This is a genomic window from Luteibacter sp. (assembly GCF_036500425.1).
Taxonomy (GTDB): Bacteria; Pseudomonadota; Gammaproteobacteria; order Xanthomonadales; family Rhodanobacteraceae; genus Luteibacter.
In genome coordinates this window covers 1-14,344 of the sequence record NZ_DASYCB010000078.1, presented here as the reverse complement: position 1 = coordinate 14,344, position 14,344 = coordinate 1, and the positions used below count along the sequence as shown (strand labels likewise).

Here is a 14,344-nt window from a genome sequence, read left to right as displayed (position 1 = left end):
CGCGCTTGCGCGCGATGGGTGCTCGCGGCAACCCCCATCGCGCGCAAGCGCGCTCCTACAGGGCTTCCGCGAAAGGTGTCGCCCTTTAAGCGTCGACGTAGCGGGCGGCGTCGCCTACCCAGCGGGCGATGAGACGTTCGCAACGGGCGGCGTGGTCGCGCATCATCGCTTCGGCGACGCGCTGCACATCGGGCATGAGGTGCGCATCGCGTGTCAGGTCGGCGATGCGGAACTGCAGCTGGCCGGTCTGCCGGGTGCCGAGCACCTCGCCAGGACCGCGCAACTCCAGGTCCTTCTCCGCGATGCGAAAGCCATCATTCGTCTCGCGCATCACCTGCAGCCGCTCCCTCGCCAGCCGCGACAGCGGCGTCTGGTACAGCAACACGCAGGTCGAAGCGATGGAACCGCGACCGACGCGGCCGCGTAACTGGTGCAGCTGGGCCAACCCCAAACGCTCGCTGTTCTCGATCACCATGAGGCTGGCGTTGGGTACATCCACGCCCACTTCGATCACGGTCGTGGCGACGAGCACGGCGATCTCGCCCGCCTTGAACGCATCCATGACCGCCTGCTTTTCCTTCGGCTTCATGCGGCCGTGGATCAGCGCGACCTTGAGGTCCGGCAAACCGGCCACGAGCTCGGCGTGGGCCACCTCGGCGGCCTGCGCGTTCATCTGCTCGTTTTCTTCGATCAGCGTGCACACCCAGTAGACCTGACGCCCCTCCATGCATGCACCGTGGATTCGTTCCATGACGTCGTAACGGCGCTCGTTGGAGATCGCCACGGTCTGCACCGGCGTGCGGCCCGGGGGCAGTTCATCGATGGACGACACATCGAGATCGGCATACGCGCTCATGGCCAGCGTCCGCGGGATCGGCGTGGCTGTAAGCACGAGCTGGTGCGGAATGAGCTCGCCGCTGGCGCCCTTGTCGCGCAGCGCGAGGCGTTGATGGACGCCGAAACGATGCTGCTCATCGATGATGACGAGGCCGAGCTTCTGGAAAGCGACGCCCTCCTGCATCAGCGCATGCGTGCCGACCACGACATGCGCCGTGCCCTCGGCGGCGTGCGCGAGTGCACTTTTGCGTGCCCTGCCCTGCACCTTGCCCGCCAGCCACTCCACATGCAGGCCGAGTGGCTCGAGCCACGCGCGGAAGTTGCGCAGGTGCTGTTCGGCCAGTAGCTCGGTCGGTGCCACCAGCGCCACTTGATAGCCCGCCTCCACGGCCGTGAGTGCGGCCAGCGCGGCGACCACGGTCTTGCCGCTACCGACATCGCCCTGCACCAGGCGCAGCATGGGGTGGGCGCGGGAAAGATCGCGCCCGACCTCGCCAGCGACGCGGGTCTGTGCCTTGGTGAGTGCGAATGGCAACGACGCAAGCATCTGCTCACGCAGCGTACCCGCGCTCTTCAACGCCGGCGCCTTGCGTTTTTTCACGGCGGCGCGCATGCGCCGCAGGGTAAGGTGCTGGGTCAGCAATTCTTCGAAGGCAAGGCGCTTTTGCGCCGGATGGCCACCCTCTTCCAACTGGCGCAGGTCGACATCGGGCGGTGGCCGGTGCACATACAGCAGCGCATCGCGCAGCGAGGTAAGGCCGAGTGGGCGCCCCACTTCGTCAGGGATCAGTTCCAGCCGGTCATCGCCCGGCAGGTGGTGCAAGGCTTTTGCGATGACGCTGGCCAGACGACGCGGGCCCAGGCCTTCCGTGGTCGGATACACCGGCGTCAGGCGCTCGTCGACGACAACCGCCTCATCGCTCTCGATGCGCTGGTATTGCGGATGCACCATCTCCAGGCCTTGCGGCCCCTGACGTACTTCACCGAAGCAGAGCAGGCGCGTGCCTTTCTGCAGCTGGTCTACCTGCGATTTGCGGAAGTGGAAGAAGCGCAACAACAGCGCGCGACCGGAGTCATCGCTGATGATGATTTTCAACTGCGGTCGAAAGCGGAAGCCGCGTTCGACAAAGTCGACGGTACCTTCGACCTGCACATGGCTGCCGGGCCGCAGGTCGCCGATCGACACGACCGTGGTGCGGTCTTCATAACGCAACGGCAGGTGGAACCAAAGGTCCTGCACTTCACGCAGGCCCAGCTTGCCAAGCGTTTCCGCAAGTGCGGGCCCCACGCCGCCGAGCGTGGTCAGCGGCGCGCGGCCCGGCTCCGCCATGGGCGCGGCAGGGGGTGTACTGGCGCTACGGGCCACGGGAATGGCTGCGAACTCGCGCTTACGGCAGGACGAGGATCGCGTCCACTTCGACCTGGGCACCCTTGGGCAGGCCCGACACTTCGATCGTGGAACGCGCCGGGTACGGCTGCTGGAAGTATTCGGCCATCACGGCGTTCACGGCCGCGAAGTTGCCGAGGTCGGTGACATAGATGCCGACGCGGACGATATCGGCGAGCTTGCCACCGGCGGCTTCGGCCACGGCGACGAGGTTGTCGAACACGCGGCGCGTCTGGGCGGTGATATCGCCCTCGACGAGACTGCCCGTGGCAGGGTCGAGCGGGATCTGGCCCGAGAAGTACACGGTGTTGCCGGCGCGCACGGCCTGCGAATACGGACCAATGGCCGCCGGGGCCTTGTCGGTGGCGATGATGCTGCGGGTCATACAAACACTCCCTACATGATTACCCGGAGTGTACCGGCCCCAAGGCGGCGTTTATAGGAGCGCGCTTGCGCGCGAAAAGCCAACGATCGGTATCAGAGGGGGTGGCGGTAGACGCCGCTGACCACGCCGGTGCGGCGGACGCGGCGCATCACGTCAGCCAGGTGCTTGCGGCCCTTCACCTCGATGGCGAAGAGCAGCGTGGCGGCCGTGCTGTCGCGCTCGATGTACTCGACGTTCTCGATATTCGAGCCCGCGTCCGCGATCGCGGCGGCGACTGTGGCGAGCACGCCTGGGCGGTTAAGCACCTCGATACGCAGTTCGGCACGGTAATCGCCGGTGACGTCGCGATCCCATTCGATCGCCACGATACGCTCGGGCGTCTTGCGGAATTCCGCTACGTTCGGGCATTCCACGCGGTGCACGACGATGCCCTTGCCCGACGAGAGGAAACCCACGATCTCGTCACCCGGCAACGGGTGGCAGCAGTTACCAAAGCTGAGCACGCCACGCTCGGCCCCGCTGATGCGGATCTTCTCCACGGCATGCTCGGTGACTGCCTGCGGATGCGATTCCTGCGGCCCCATGACATTGAGCAACTGGGTCGCGACCTGATCGGCATAGCGATTGCCCAGCGCGATTTCGGAAAGCAGCTCTTCGAGGCGCTTGAACTTGGCTTCGTCAAGGAAGCGATCGAGTACGGCCGGCGGGATCGCATCAAGACTGAGCCCACGCGCGTCCAGCGCACGATCGAGCATACGGTGGCCGAAATCGACGGCATCCTCGTGCTGAAGATGCTTCAGGTACTGGCGGATCGCGGTGCGCGCCTTACCGGTGACGACGGCCTCGAGCCACGCCGGGTTCGGTACGGCCGACGGCGCGGTGATGATTTCCACGACCTGGCCGGAAATCAGGCGCGTGCGCAGTGGCACCAGCTTCTTGTCGACACGCGCCGCGACAGCGTGGTCACCCACGTCGGTATGCACGGCGTAGGCGAAATCGAGCGCGGTGGCATTGCGCGGCAGCGAGAAAATGTCGCCGCGCGGGGTAAACAGGTAGACCTCGTCCGGGAACAGGTCGATCTTGACGTTCTCGAGGAACTCGGCGGCCGACGGCGTGCTGGCCTGGCTATCGGCCAGCGCCGAGATCCACTCGCGCGCGCGCAGCTGCGCGTTGTTAGCCGGACCGGAGTCAGTCTTGTACGCCCAGTGCGCCGCCACGCCGCGCTCCGCGACCGATTCCATCTCCGAGGTACGGATCTGGATTTCGATCGGTGCGCCGAACGGGCCAAGCAGCACGGTATGCAGTGACTGGTAGCCATTGCCCTTGGGAATGGCGATGAAATCCTTGAAGCGTGCATCGACCGGCTTGTACAGACCGTGCACCGCACCCAGCGCCATGTAGCAATGCATCGCGGAATCGGTGACGACGCGAAAACCGTAGACATCCATGAGCTGCGCGAACGACTTGTGCTCGTTGCGCATCTTCGAATAGATGCTCCACGGACTCTTGATCCGGCTGACCGCGCGGCCAGGGATCTTGTCGGCGGCGAGGCGGCCTTCGAGCGCCATCTCGATCTTCGCCATGGCTTCGCGGCGATTACCCAGGGCGGCGCGGATGCGCTCGCCGATGATACGGTGGCGATCGGGGTATAAGGCCTTGAAACCAAGATCCTGCAGCTCGGCCTTGAACTTGTTCATGCCCAGCCGCTGCGCGATCGGCGCATAGATCTCGAGCGTTTCGCGCGCGATACGGCGGCGCGATGAACCATCCTTCGCCCCCAGCGTACGCATGTTATGCAGGCGGTCGGAAAGCTTGATCAGGATGACGCGTAGATCACGCGCCATCGCCAGCAGCATTTTCCGAAAGCTCTCCGCATCCGCTTCGGCACGGCTGGAAAAGCGCATCTTGTCGAGCTTGGTGACACCATCGACCAGCTCGGCCACGGTCTCGCCAAACGCGCCGGCGAGTTCTTCGCGGCTGAGCTGGGTGTCCTCAAGCGTATCGTGGAGGATCGCCGCGATGATCGTCTCGGCATCCAGGCCAAGCTCGGCCAGCACCTGCGCGACCGCGACCGGGTGCGTGATGTACGGCTCACCGGATTTACGCGTCTGCCCATCGTGCGCGAGTGCGCCAACGAGGAACGCGCGACGAATCCGCATGACCTGCTCTTTGGGCAGGTACGCGCCCACGCGTTCTTCCAGCGCCTGCACATAAGCAGGCACGGGCGTGTCGTCGGAGACGTCGGTCAGTTTTTTGGCGGGAACGACTTCCATGGGAATGCCTCGCGCCTGGTATCAGGCGACACGGCCTCCCGCGCGCGGCTTCAACAGCCGCGCTTCAACAAGGTGCGCAGTGGATCGATGAACGCAGGGTCGACAGTGACCCGACGTCATCAGTCATCTCCGCCCTTCGAGAGGTCATCGTCCACGTCCGCGGCGGCCCACTCGAGGGCTTCACGCTCGGCACGCGCCTTGGCGGCCTCGTCGATGGTGTCGATCATCTCGTTACTGACGGTCCTCTCTGCGATTTCGCGCAGTGCCACCACCGTCGGCTTATCGCTGTTCGGATCGATCGTGGGTTCGGCGCCCCTGGCAAGCTGGCGAGCGCGCTTGGTCGCCATGAGCACGAGCTCAAAGCGGTTGTCGACTACCTCGAGGCAGTCTTCGACAGTAATACGGGCCATTTCAAATCCTTGACAACAAAGACACTTATGACCGTGCAGTTTAGCGGCCCGGCCCGTTGGCTGTCCATCGGGGGAGGGGTATCATGTCGGGTTCTGGCCAGGAAGGACGGGCGTTAGTGCAAATAATAAAACCAAGCGGTACACTAAAGTATCGCCCCACCCCCAGAGTCACCCCGATGGACCCCAAGAACAGCTTTAAGCGTCTGGCCCGCCACGCCTTTGGCCTGGTGGCCGTGGCGCTCCTGGCGGCCTGCCACATAGCCCCGCCGCGCACGGATGACCCGAACGAGCAGGTGAACCGCAAGGTTTACGCGTTCAACGACAAGCTCGACAAGACCTTCATCCGGCCGGTTGCCGTCGGCTACCGCAATGTCACCACCCCGGGCGTCCGCACGGCGGTGAGCGATTTCTATACGAATATCCGCCTGCCGATCACTATCGGTAACCAGCTGCTGCAGGGCCGTCCGGGCCAGGCGGCGGTCACGACGGGCCGCTTCGTCGTGAACCTGGGCATCGGTTTCCTGGGCTTCAAGGATCCGGCGAGCATGCTGGGAATGCCGCTGTACGACAGCGATTTCGGCGTGACCCTGGCCCGTTGGGGCGTGCCTGAGGGCGAGTACCTTGTGCTCCCCTTCGTCGGCCCGACCACGGTCCGCGATGTCTGGCGCCTGCCGGTGGATAGCTATTTCTTCGATCCGTTGAGCTACCTGTCGCGTAACCACGATTTCCACAGCGGCCAGTACTACGTGCCGTCGGTGCTGTACCTGGTGACGCTGCGCGCTCGCGCGATCGATGCGGAGAGCTTCCTGGCGTCGGCCTACGATCCGTATGTGTTCATGCGTGATGCGTACCGCCAGCAGCGTCTCTATCAGATCTACGACGGCAACCCGCCGGATGATGTGATCGAGAAGATGCAGGGCGTGGGCGACAGCAAGGATTTCGACCCGGATGAGCTGCTTAAGGAGCAGCACTCCTGGGAGAAGCAGAACGGGCAGAACCCGGATTGATCCTGAAAAAAGCCGCCTTAGGGCGGCTTTTTTTTGACTCTCCGCGCATCACCGAGATTGTTCGGTACACCGCGCCTTGTGATCGGTTCATTCGCTGGCGCGAATGCATGGGTGAGCGGCTTGCGCCGCCTTAGACTGGATGGGTGAGGGCATCGGGGGCGGGCAGGCCCCGTTGCGTGTCGCACAAGCCGGTATGCCGCAGCCTGGCTCCCTGTAGGAGCGCGCTCGCGCGCGATCAGCCGACGAAGCGCTGATGCCGTGTCGCATGCAGCGACCATGCGCCAGGGCACACGCCATAGAGACCGGAACGTTCGCGTTGAAGTCGTTCCTGGTGGTTGTGGATAAGGTCATTGCCACAGCACGCTGATCCACGCTCGCGCGAGAAAATGGCTTACCGCATCACCGCTCCGTGAGCCTATCGCGCGCAAGCGCGCTCCTACAGGCGAGCCGCTGAACGCACAGGCTCTTGGGTCACGAACCTCATGGCTGGTTACCGGGTGGGCAGGTCCGTGGGGCCGACATGAGCGGAGGGCCGCCTGGTGTCACGGTTTTCGCGAAGAGGAGCTACGGCCCGGTCCGAAGGTCCGCGACTGGCGGCCCCACGGGCCTGACCACCCGGCGCGTCCTCGACTCATCAGGCACCAGGCGGCGAACGCCGCTCAACACACGCATTCGCGCCAGCGAATGAACCGATTCGACCAAGCGCGAAGCCGAAGGCGAGCCCTCTCGGGCGGCACAAAAAAACCGGCGACGTGGCCGGTTTCGTTGGGCGGGAGCATCGCGCGCAAGCGCGCTCCTACATGTCAATGAGGGTGCTTACGCCGGAGACGCGGGCCAGGGCCTCGAGGCCTACCGGGGCGTTCGCCACCTTCATCGCGCTGCCCTTCTGGGCGGCGTGCGCCAGCAGGGCCAGTACCGTGGCCAGGCCGGCGCTATCGGCCTGCGTCACACCGGCCAGGTCCAGCGTGGCCGGTTTGCCGCGCTCGAGCGCAGCACGGCCGGCTGCCAGGGCCGAGACGGCCGTGGCGAACGTCAGTGCGCCGGAGACCGCGAGGGCCCCCGGCGCTTCGACCAGTTGGTACGTGCCCGGCTGGGTCACTTGGCGCCGCCCGCCTGGCTACCGCCGGTGTCCTGCTTCATCTCGTCGATGGCGCCAGCGCCCTTCTGCTCGAGATCGGCCGTCAGCTTGTCCAGGCCTTCCTTCTTGATCTCGGCATCGACCTGGTTGCGATAGTTGGTGATGTACGAGATGCCCTCGATGATCACGTCGTACGCTTTCCAGTCGCCACTCGCGCTCTTGCGGAACGCATAGTCGACCGAGACCGACTTGCCGTCGTCCAGCATGACCTGGGTACGGACCACGGTGCGCTTGTTGTTCAGGTCACCCGTGAACGGCATGACCTTCACCTTGCCGCGGGTGTAGTTGAGCAGACCCTCGGCATAACGGTGGGTGATCGAGTTATAGAACGCCTTGGCAAAGCGCTCGCGCTGCTGCGGCGTCGCCTTGTTGGCGTTCTGGCCCAGCACCAGGATCGAGGCGTAATCGATGTCGAAGTGCGGCAGGAAAGTGTCGTCGATAACGGCGATCAGCTTCTCCTTGTCGTTCTTCAGCTCGGCCTGGTGACCTTCGATAGCCCGGGACAGGTCATCGGAAATCTGCTGGACCACCTGCTGGGGCGACTGGCCCTGGGTAGCCCCGGCGGGAGCCGCGGCCTGGGCGAACACAGGGGCGGCCGCGACCGTGCCGACGGCAAGGGCAATAGCGAGGGAAAGCTGACGCAACATGCGGTATCTCCTGGCCCGGCTTACTTCTTGCCGGCGTTGTCGGGTTGGGCGCCGCCCTGGCCATTGCCCGGGGCGTTGCCATTGTTTGAGCTCGGCGAGCCGTTCACGAGGAACTTGCCGATCAGGTCTTCCAGTTGGAGCGCGGACTGGGTCAGCACGAGCTGATCGCCATCCGCCAGGAACTCCGGCGACCCGCCTGGCTGGATCGCAACATACTGGCTACCGATCAAACCGCTTGTGAACACCGCAGCGGCCGAGTCATCAGGTATCTGGGAGTAGCGTTTGTCGATCGCAAGGGTCACCGTGGCTTCGACCGCACCCGGTTTCACCACCACCGACTCGACGCTGCCGATCGGCACGCCGGCCATCTTCACCGCGGCGCCGGCCTGCAGGCCACCGATATTGGTGAAATCGCCCGTGACGTGGAAGGTTCCACCCAGGCGATCCGGGGCGCTGCCGCCGCCGAAGAACTTGCCGAGCATTTCTTCCAGCTGCTGGGCCGGGCGGGTGAAGGCGAGTTCACCGCCCTCCTTCACCGGGTTCTTCGAATGACCGAACTGCAGGCCGATGTATTGGTCGCCGAGCAGGCCGCTGGTGTAGATCGTGGCCACGGAGTCATCCGGGATGTCCTTCCGGGCGTTGTCGATCGCCAGGGTCACCTTGGCCTCCTCCTTGCCCGGCACCAGCTCGATCGCCGAGACGGAACCGACGCGGACGCCAGCGACCTTGACCGGGGCGCGCACCTTCAGCTGGCCGACGTTGGCGAAGCGGGTTTCCACGTCGTACGTGGAGCCGCCGTGCTGGTTGGCGACCGAGGTGGTCTGGGTGGCGAGATAGGCCAGTGCGGCGAAACCAAGCACGATGAACAGGCCGGTGCCGACGGCATAGGAACGTCTCTGGGTCACGGCACGATCCTCGAGGTAGATGCGAAAAGGGTTGCGTTCATGGCGGGCCTCCGTGCCTTCAGATCAGGAACGAGGTAAGGACGAAGTCCAGCGCCAGGATGGCAATGGACGAGGCGACCACCGTGCGCGTCGTGGCGTACGCGACGCCTTCGCTGGTGGGCGGCGTGGTGTAGCCCTGGAACACCGCGATCAGCGAGACCACGATGCCGAAGGCAAACGACTTGAGCAGGACGCCGTTGATGATGTCTTTGTGGACATCCACCGCGGCGGTCATGTTGGACCAGAAGGTACCGTTATCGATGCCGAGCCAGGTCACGCCGACCAGGTGGCCGCCGAAGACACCCATGGCGCAGAACACGACGCCCAGCAACGGCAGTGCGATGACACCGGCGAGGAAGCGCGGCGCGACCACGTAGGCAATGGGATCCACCGCCATCATCTCCATCGCATCGAGCTGGTCGGTGGCGCGCATGAGGCCGATCTCGGCGGTGATCGAGGTGCCCGCACGGCCGGCGAACAGCAGCGCCGTGACGACCGGGCCGAGTTCGCGGTAGATGGCGATCGCCACCACCGTGCCCGTCGCCGAGGTGCCACCGAAGATCGACAGCACGTCATACAACTGCAGGCCGAGCACCATGCCGACGAACAGGCCGCAGGTCATGACGATGGTGAGGCTCATGGCGCCCACGAACCAGATCTGCCGCAGGGTCTCGCGGCCGTGCTTCAGGCTGCGCGGGATCGCAGCAAGGATCGTGAGCAGGAACAGGCCACTGGCGCCGATCTGCGCCAGGCTGCGGACCACGACGTTATCTTCCCTGGTCGTCATGCCTTGCCTCCGGGAAAGCCCAGCGCCGAGGCGTAATCGCCGGCCGGGTACTGGAACGGAACGGGGCCATCGGCCTGGCCACCGAAAAACTGCGCCGTCCACGGCGAGCCATCGTTGACCAGTTCACGCGGCGCGCCCTGGGCGACGACCTTGCCGTTGGCGATGAGGAATACGTGGTCGGCCACCTGCTGCACCGCGGCCAGTTCGTGCGCCACGAGGATGCTGGTGATGCCCAGCGTTTCGTTAAGCGTGCGGATGAGCAGCAGCACCTGGTTCAGCGCGATCGGATCCAGGCCAACGAAGGGCTCGTCGTAGAGGATGAGCGCAGGATCGAACACGATCGCGCGGGCCAGCGCCACGCGACGGGCCATGCCGCCGGAGAGTTCCGTGGGCATCAGTCGGGCAGCGCCACGCAGACCGACCGCCTGCAGTTTGTTCAGCACGATGTTGCGGATGAGCTCTTCCGGCAGCTTCGTGTGCTGGCGTAGCGGGAAGGCCACGTTCTCGAACACATCGAAATCGGTGAGCAGCGCGGAGTTCTGGAACAGGTAACCGATGCGCTCACGCAGCTCGAAGAGCTTTTCGCGCGAGAGCTGCGGCACGTTCTGCCCATCGACTTCCACCGTGCCGGCATCGCCGCGCATCTGCCCGGTGATGTGCTTGAGCAGGGTGGTCTTGCCGGTACCGCTGGGACCCATGATGGCGGTGACCTTGCCGCGCGGGATGTCGAGATCCATCGCGTCGAAAATGGTCTTGCCATTGAGCACCGTGGTGAGGCCGCGTACGCGGACGATAGCGTCGTCGGTCATGGGGCGAGCAGTTCCTCGATCAGGGCCTCGTGGCGTTTCGCAGCCCACTTCGCGCGGAGACGGACGGCACGGACGATCGACTGCAGATCGGCCAACGCATCCTCGAAGCGATCGTTGACGATGATGTAGTCGAACTCGTGGGCGTGCGCGATTTCCTCGCGGGAGTTGAACAGGCGGCGTTCGATGACGTCGGCGGCATCTGAACCTCGACCGCGCAAACGGCGCTCAAGTTCCACGCGTGACGGCGGCAGGATGAACACGCTGACGCAATCCGACTTGCCCTTGCGGACCTGGCGGGCGCCCTGCCAGTCGATCTCGAGCAGCACGTCGACGCCGCTGGTGAGCTTTTCCTGCACTACCGTCCGCGAGGTGCCGTAGAGGTTGCCATGCACCTCGGCATGCTCAAGGAAGATGCCATCGACGATCTCGCGCTCGAAATCCGGCCGCTCCACGAAGAAGTAGTGGCGGCCGTACTGTTCGCCTACGCGCGGCGGGCGCGTGGTGTGCGAGATAGACAAGGAGATCTGCGGTTCGCGCTCGAGCAGCGCATTGACCAGCGTGGACTTGCCCGCACCCGAGGGGGCGGCCACCACGAACAGGGTGCCGTCACTCATCCGCGGGGATCTCGTTGGGGGGTCATGGCTATTTCCCGAAACGCAAAGCGGGATTGTAGCCGGAATCGTGGCCGGACGGCCTTGCACAGGGCTTTCGCGGCCAGGTGCGGATACGCGGCCTGGCCGGTTTGGCCCCGCCAGGCGGGGCCTTTAGTGGGCCGGTCAGTGATGCATGGTGCCGAACATCACCAGCGAAAAGAGCAGCAGAAGCAGCAGCACGAAGCCGAACCAGGCCGCGAGCAGGATCCAGAAAACACCCTTCGGTGCCGGGGGCGTTACCTGGCCGGTGGTCCGCCAGCGTGCCACCCAGCTCATCTGCCCCTGCAGGTAGTAGTGGGTGAAGAAGAACAGGGTCACGCCACTGATCTCGGGGACCAGGCCATACGCCGGCAGCTTTTCGCGCATGGAACGCGCCATCGAGAAGTAGGCGACGTAGCGGATCACCACCGCCGCGAGCCCCAGCAGGAAAGCGATGCTGAAGTAAGACATGGCGCCTGCGATCGCGCCGATATCCGGGCGCTCGCTGGTGGACTGATTCAGGACCATACCCATCATCAGGAACCATGTGACCGGCAGCAGGCAGAGCGAGATCACCAGCCACAGCGTAGCCCGGCTCGAGGGATCGATCTTCTTGACCCACGAGGCCTGGAAGAACTGCCAGACCAGCCCAAGGAGGCCGCCGGCAAAAAGGTCCACCACGAAGAGGATGCCCCAGTGCAGGTCGGGCGGCGGCGGGAGCTCGTTATGCAGCACACCGGCGGGCATCCCCATCGGCGGCGCGCCGGTCATGGGCGGCGGCACGACGATGCCCAGGATCACGTGCAACGGCTGCCAGTCGGCCATGCCCTCGCGCCAGCCCATGGCCGTGGCTTCGACCTTCCCTTCCGTGATCCACGCGCGCAGCGTGGCTTCGTCATAGGGCCCGAAACGCTCACCGTTACGGCCTACCCAGATCTTGTTCTCGTTCACCATGCCCCTCTTTCCTTGCCCGGTGGGTTGTCGGGGCCGAGTATGCCCAACCGCAGGTGGAGGCGTCACGCGACGAGCGGTGTGCCTTTGGGCAAGCCATAGCGCGCCGGCGATACGCCGACCACACGTTTGAACGCATGGCTGAAGGCGCTTTCCGAGCCGTAGCCGAGATCGCGGGCGAGTGTCGCTACGGGCACGCTGCCTCGCTGAAGTGCCTGGCAGGCGAGCCGCATGCGCCATTCGGTGAGGTAGGTGAGTGGTGCGGAGCCGGAGACTTTGCGGAAGTGTTCGGCGAATACCGTGCGCGACATCGCGGCGAGGCGCGCCATGTCGTCGAGACGCCAGTCGCGGCCGGGTTCGGCATGCACGCGCTTGAGCACCGGTGCCAGGCGTGGATCCGCCACGGCGCGTAACCAGCCAGGCGGAAGCAGGTCGCCGCTGGCCATATGGGCGCGGAGGATCTGCACGAACAACAGGTGGGCGAGTTGCGCCTGGGCAAGACCGGCGCCAGGCAGCGCGCCGGCACTTTCCTTCACCATCTGGTCGATCAGCCAGCGCATGGTCGCCGCTTCCGGCGTATCGCCCTTGATGTAAATCCACGGTGGCAGCGCCGCGAGGAGCATGGGTTCGTACGCCGGGTGTACGCGAACGTGGCCACCGATCTGCAGGGTTTCGGTGCCTTCGTTGAAGGCGACCAGGCGCTCGGCGCCGTGCCATTCGAAATCGTAGGCACTGCGTGCGGGGAGGTCAGGATCGCTGGCGAGCACGAAGGACAGCGGCGCGGCGAGGAGGATCACATCGCCCTCGCCGAGGACGATATCGCGCGACTCGCCTTCGATCCGCATGACCACGCAGCCGCGGGCCACGGCGAAGAACTTCAGCTTGTCGGGCGGCGGGAAGCGCACGGCCCAGTCGCCGCCAGCGGTAAACCCGCCGGAGAGGACCGACTCGAACTCGGCGAGGCGCAGGATAGCGGTGATAGGGTCGTCGCTCATATCCGTACGATTGCGCATGCATGGCGTACTTTCAAGCATTCATCGTCCGGGAGGGCGCCCTTACTTTGATAGGGCACCCCACCCTGGAGCCCTCCATGCAGTCCCCTATCCCCTCTGGATTCAGCGCCGCCAGCACCGCGGCTGACGTCATCGCCGGGCACGACCTTACCGGCAAGAACGCCGTGGTCACCGGTGGCTACGCCGGCCTCGGCCTCGAAACCACCCGTGCCCTGCGCGACGCGGGCGCCCGCGTCATCGTCCCGGCCCGCGACATGGCGAAGGCGCGCAAGGCCCTCGACGGCGAGTCCGGCATCGAGATCCTGCCGATGGACCTGGCCGACCCGGCCTCCATAGACGCCTTCGCGAAGCAGGTGGTCGATCGCGGTGAGCCGCTGCACCTGCTGATCAACAACGCGGGCGTGATGGCCTGCCCGCTCGAACGCAACGCGCGCGGCTACGAGAGGCAGTTCGCGACCAACCACCTGGGCCACTACCAGCTCGCCGTACGCTTGTGGCCGGCGCTGCGCCGCGCGAACGGCGCGCGCGTGGTGTCGGTGTCGTCGCGCGGCCACCGCTATTCGCCGGTCGTGTTCGACGACCCGCATTTCGAGCGCCGCGATTACGATCCGTGGCTCAGCTACGGCCAGTCGAAGACCGCGAACATCCTCTTCGCCATCGGTGTCGACCAGCGCGGCAAGGCCGACGGCATCCGCGCGTTCTCGCTGCACCCGGGCGCGATCGTCACCGACCTCGCCCGTTACATGAGCGTCGATGACCTGCGCAAGTTCGGCGCCATCGACGACGAAGGCAAGCCGGTGGTCGATATCGAGCGCGGCATGAAGAGCGTGGCGCAGGGTGCGGCGACCAGCGTGTGGGCCGCCACCAGCCCCATGCTCGACGGCAAGGGCGGCCTGTACCTCGAAGACAGCGACATCGCGCCGCTACTCGATGACGCGACCGTCGCCGCGGAAGACCTGCGCCACCTGCACGGCGTAAGGCCCTATGCGATCGACCCGGACGCAGCGGACGCGCTATGGGAACTGAGCGAACAACAAACCGGCGCCCGCCTGCCCTGATGCGATAGAGCCCTTGTAGGAGCGCGCTTGCGCGCGATCGCGCGCAAGCGCGCTCCTACAGGTTCC

The 14,344-nt window shown here is 65.3% G+C and carries 14 protein-coding genes; 2 read left to right on the top strand and 12 right to left on the bottom strand.

Annotation, left to right across the window (positions count from 1 at the left end; genetic code table 11):
• Positions 1-85: 85 nt before the first annotated feature.
• From recG to rpoZ, 4 genes are all read right to left on the bottom strand, one after another.
• The gene (recG, locus tag VGN46_RS19155; RefSeq protein WP_414675277.1) at positions 86-2,203 is read right to left on the bottom strand and encodes an ATP-dependent DNA helicase RecG; all 2,118 of its coding nucleotides are present in this window, start codon (positions 2,201-2,203) and stop codon (positions 86-88) included.
• A gap of 22 nt (positions 2,204-2,225) precedes the next feature.
• Positions 2,226-2,609: a RidA family protein gene (locus tag VGN46_RS19150; protein ID WP_331646207.1), complete on the bottom strand. Its 384-nt coding sequence runs from the start codon at positions 2,607-2,609 to the stop codon at positions 2,226-2,228.
• 92 nt (positions 2,610-2,701) lie between these two features.
• Entirely contained in the window at positions 2,702-4,882 is a 2,181-nt protein-coding gene (locus VGN46_RS19145; protein ID WP_331646206.1) for a bifunctional (p)ppGpp synthetase/guanosine-3',5'-bis(diphosphate) 3'-pyrophosphohydrolase, read from the bottom strand.
• Positions 4,883-5,001: 119 nt separating this feature from the next.
• Complete coding sequence (rpoZ, locus tag VGN46_RS19140; protein WP_331646205.1) at positions 5,002-5,292, bottom strand: DNA-directed RNA polymerase subunit omega; 291 nt, start codon at positions 5,290-5,292, stop codon at positions 5,002-5,004.
• A gap of 176 nt (positions 5,293-5,468) precedes the next feature.
• Between rpoZ and VGN46_RS19135 the strand changes: the two genes are divergently transcribed.
• Entirely contained in the window at positions 5,469-6,299 is an 831-nt protein-coding gene (locus VGN46_RS19135) for a VacJ family lipoprotein (protein ID WP_331646204.1), read from the top strand.
• A 796-nt stretch (positions 6,300-7,095) separates the two neighbouring features.
• On the opposite strand, the gene VGN46_RS19130 is transcribed toward VGN46_RS19135, so the two are convergent.
• From VGN46_RS19130 to VGN46_RS19095, 8 genes are all read right to left on the bottom strand, one after another.
• Positions 7,096-7,398 carry an STAS domain-containing protein gene (locus tag VGN46_RS19130; RefSeq protein WP_331646203.1) on the bottom strand — a complete coding sequence of 101 codons (303 nt, stop codon included), beginning with the start codon at positions 7,396-7,398 and terminating at the stop codon, positions 7,096-7,098.
• Positions 7,395-8,084, bottom strand: coding sequence for an ABC transporter substrate-binding protein (locus VGN46_RS19125; protein WP_331646201.1), 690 nt, complete (start codon positions 8,082-8,084; stop codon positions 7,395-7,397). The genes VGN46_RS19130 and VGN46_RS19125 overlap by 4 nt, the downstream gene beginning before the upstream one ends.
• Positions 8,085-8,104: 20 nt before the next feature.
• Positions 8,105-8,989: an outer membrane lipid asymmetry maintenance protein MlaD gene (gene mlaD / locus VGN46_RS19120; RefSeq protein ID WP_331646199.1), complete on the bottom strand. Its 885-nt coding sequence runs from the start codon at positions 8,987-8,989 to the stop codon at positions 8,105-8,107.
• 58 nt (positions 8,990-9,047) lie between these two features.
• A complete protein-coding gene (mlaE, locus tag VGN46_RS19115; RefSeq protein ID WP_331646197.1) occupies positions 9,048-9,815 on the bottom strand; it encodes a lipid asymmetry maintenance ABC transporter permease subunit MlaE in 768 nt (255 codons plus the stop codon).
• The gene (locus tag VGN46_RS19110; RefSeq protein WP_331646195.1) at positions 9,812-10,624 is read right to left on the bottom strand and encodes an ABC transporter ATP-binding protein; all 813 of its coding nucleotides are present in this window, start codon (positions 10,622-10,624) and stop codon (positions 9,812-9,814) included. The genes mlaE and VGN46_RS19110 overlap by 4 nt, the downstream gene beginning before the upstream one ends.
• The gene (gmk, locus tag VGN46_RS19105; protein WP_331646192.1) at positions 10,621-11,238 is read right to left on the bottom strand and encodes a guanylate kinase; all 618 of its coding nucleotides are present in this window, start codon (positions 11,236-11,238) and stop codon (positions 10,621-10,623) included. The genes VGN46_RS19110 and gmk overlap by 4 nt, the downstream gene beginning before the upstream one ends.
• A 162-nt stretch (positions 11,239-11,400) precedes the next feature.
• The gene (locus VGN46_RS19100; protein ID WP_331646189.1) at positions 11,401-12,210 is read right to left on the bottom strand and encodes a DUF4339 domain-containing protein; all 810 of its coding nucleotides are present in this window, start codon (positions 12,208-12,210) and stop codon (positions 11,401-11,403) included.
• Positions 12,211-12,272: 62 nt separating this feature from the next.
• Positions 12,273-13,202, bottom strand: a complete 930-nt coding sequence (locus tag VGN46_RS19095; RefSeq protein ID WP_331646187.1) for an AraC family transcriptional regulator — start codon at positions 13,200-13,202, stop codon at positions 12,273-12,275.
• 95 nt (positions 13,203-13,297) lie between these two features.
• On the opposite strand from VGN46_RS19095, the gene VGN46_RS19090 reads away from it, so the two are divergent.
• On the top strand, positions 13,298-14,278 hold the full coding sequence (locus tag VGN46_RS19090; protein WP_331646185.1) for an oxidoreductase: 981 nt from the start codon (positions 13,298-13,300) through the stop codon (positions 14,276-14,278).
• Positions 14,279-14,344: the final 66 nt, after the last annotated feature.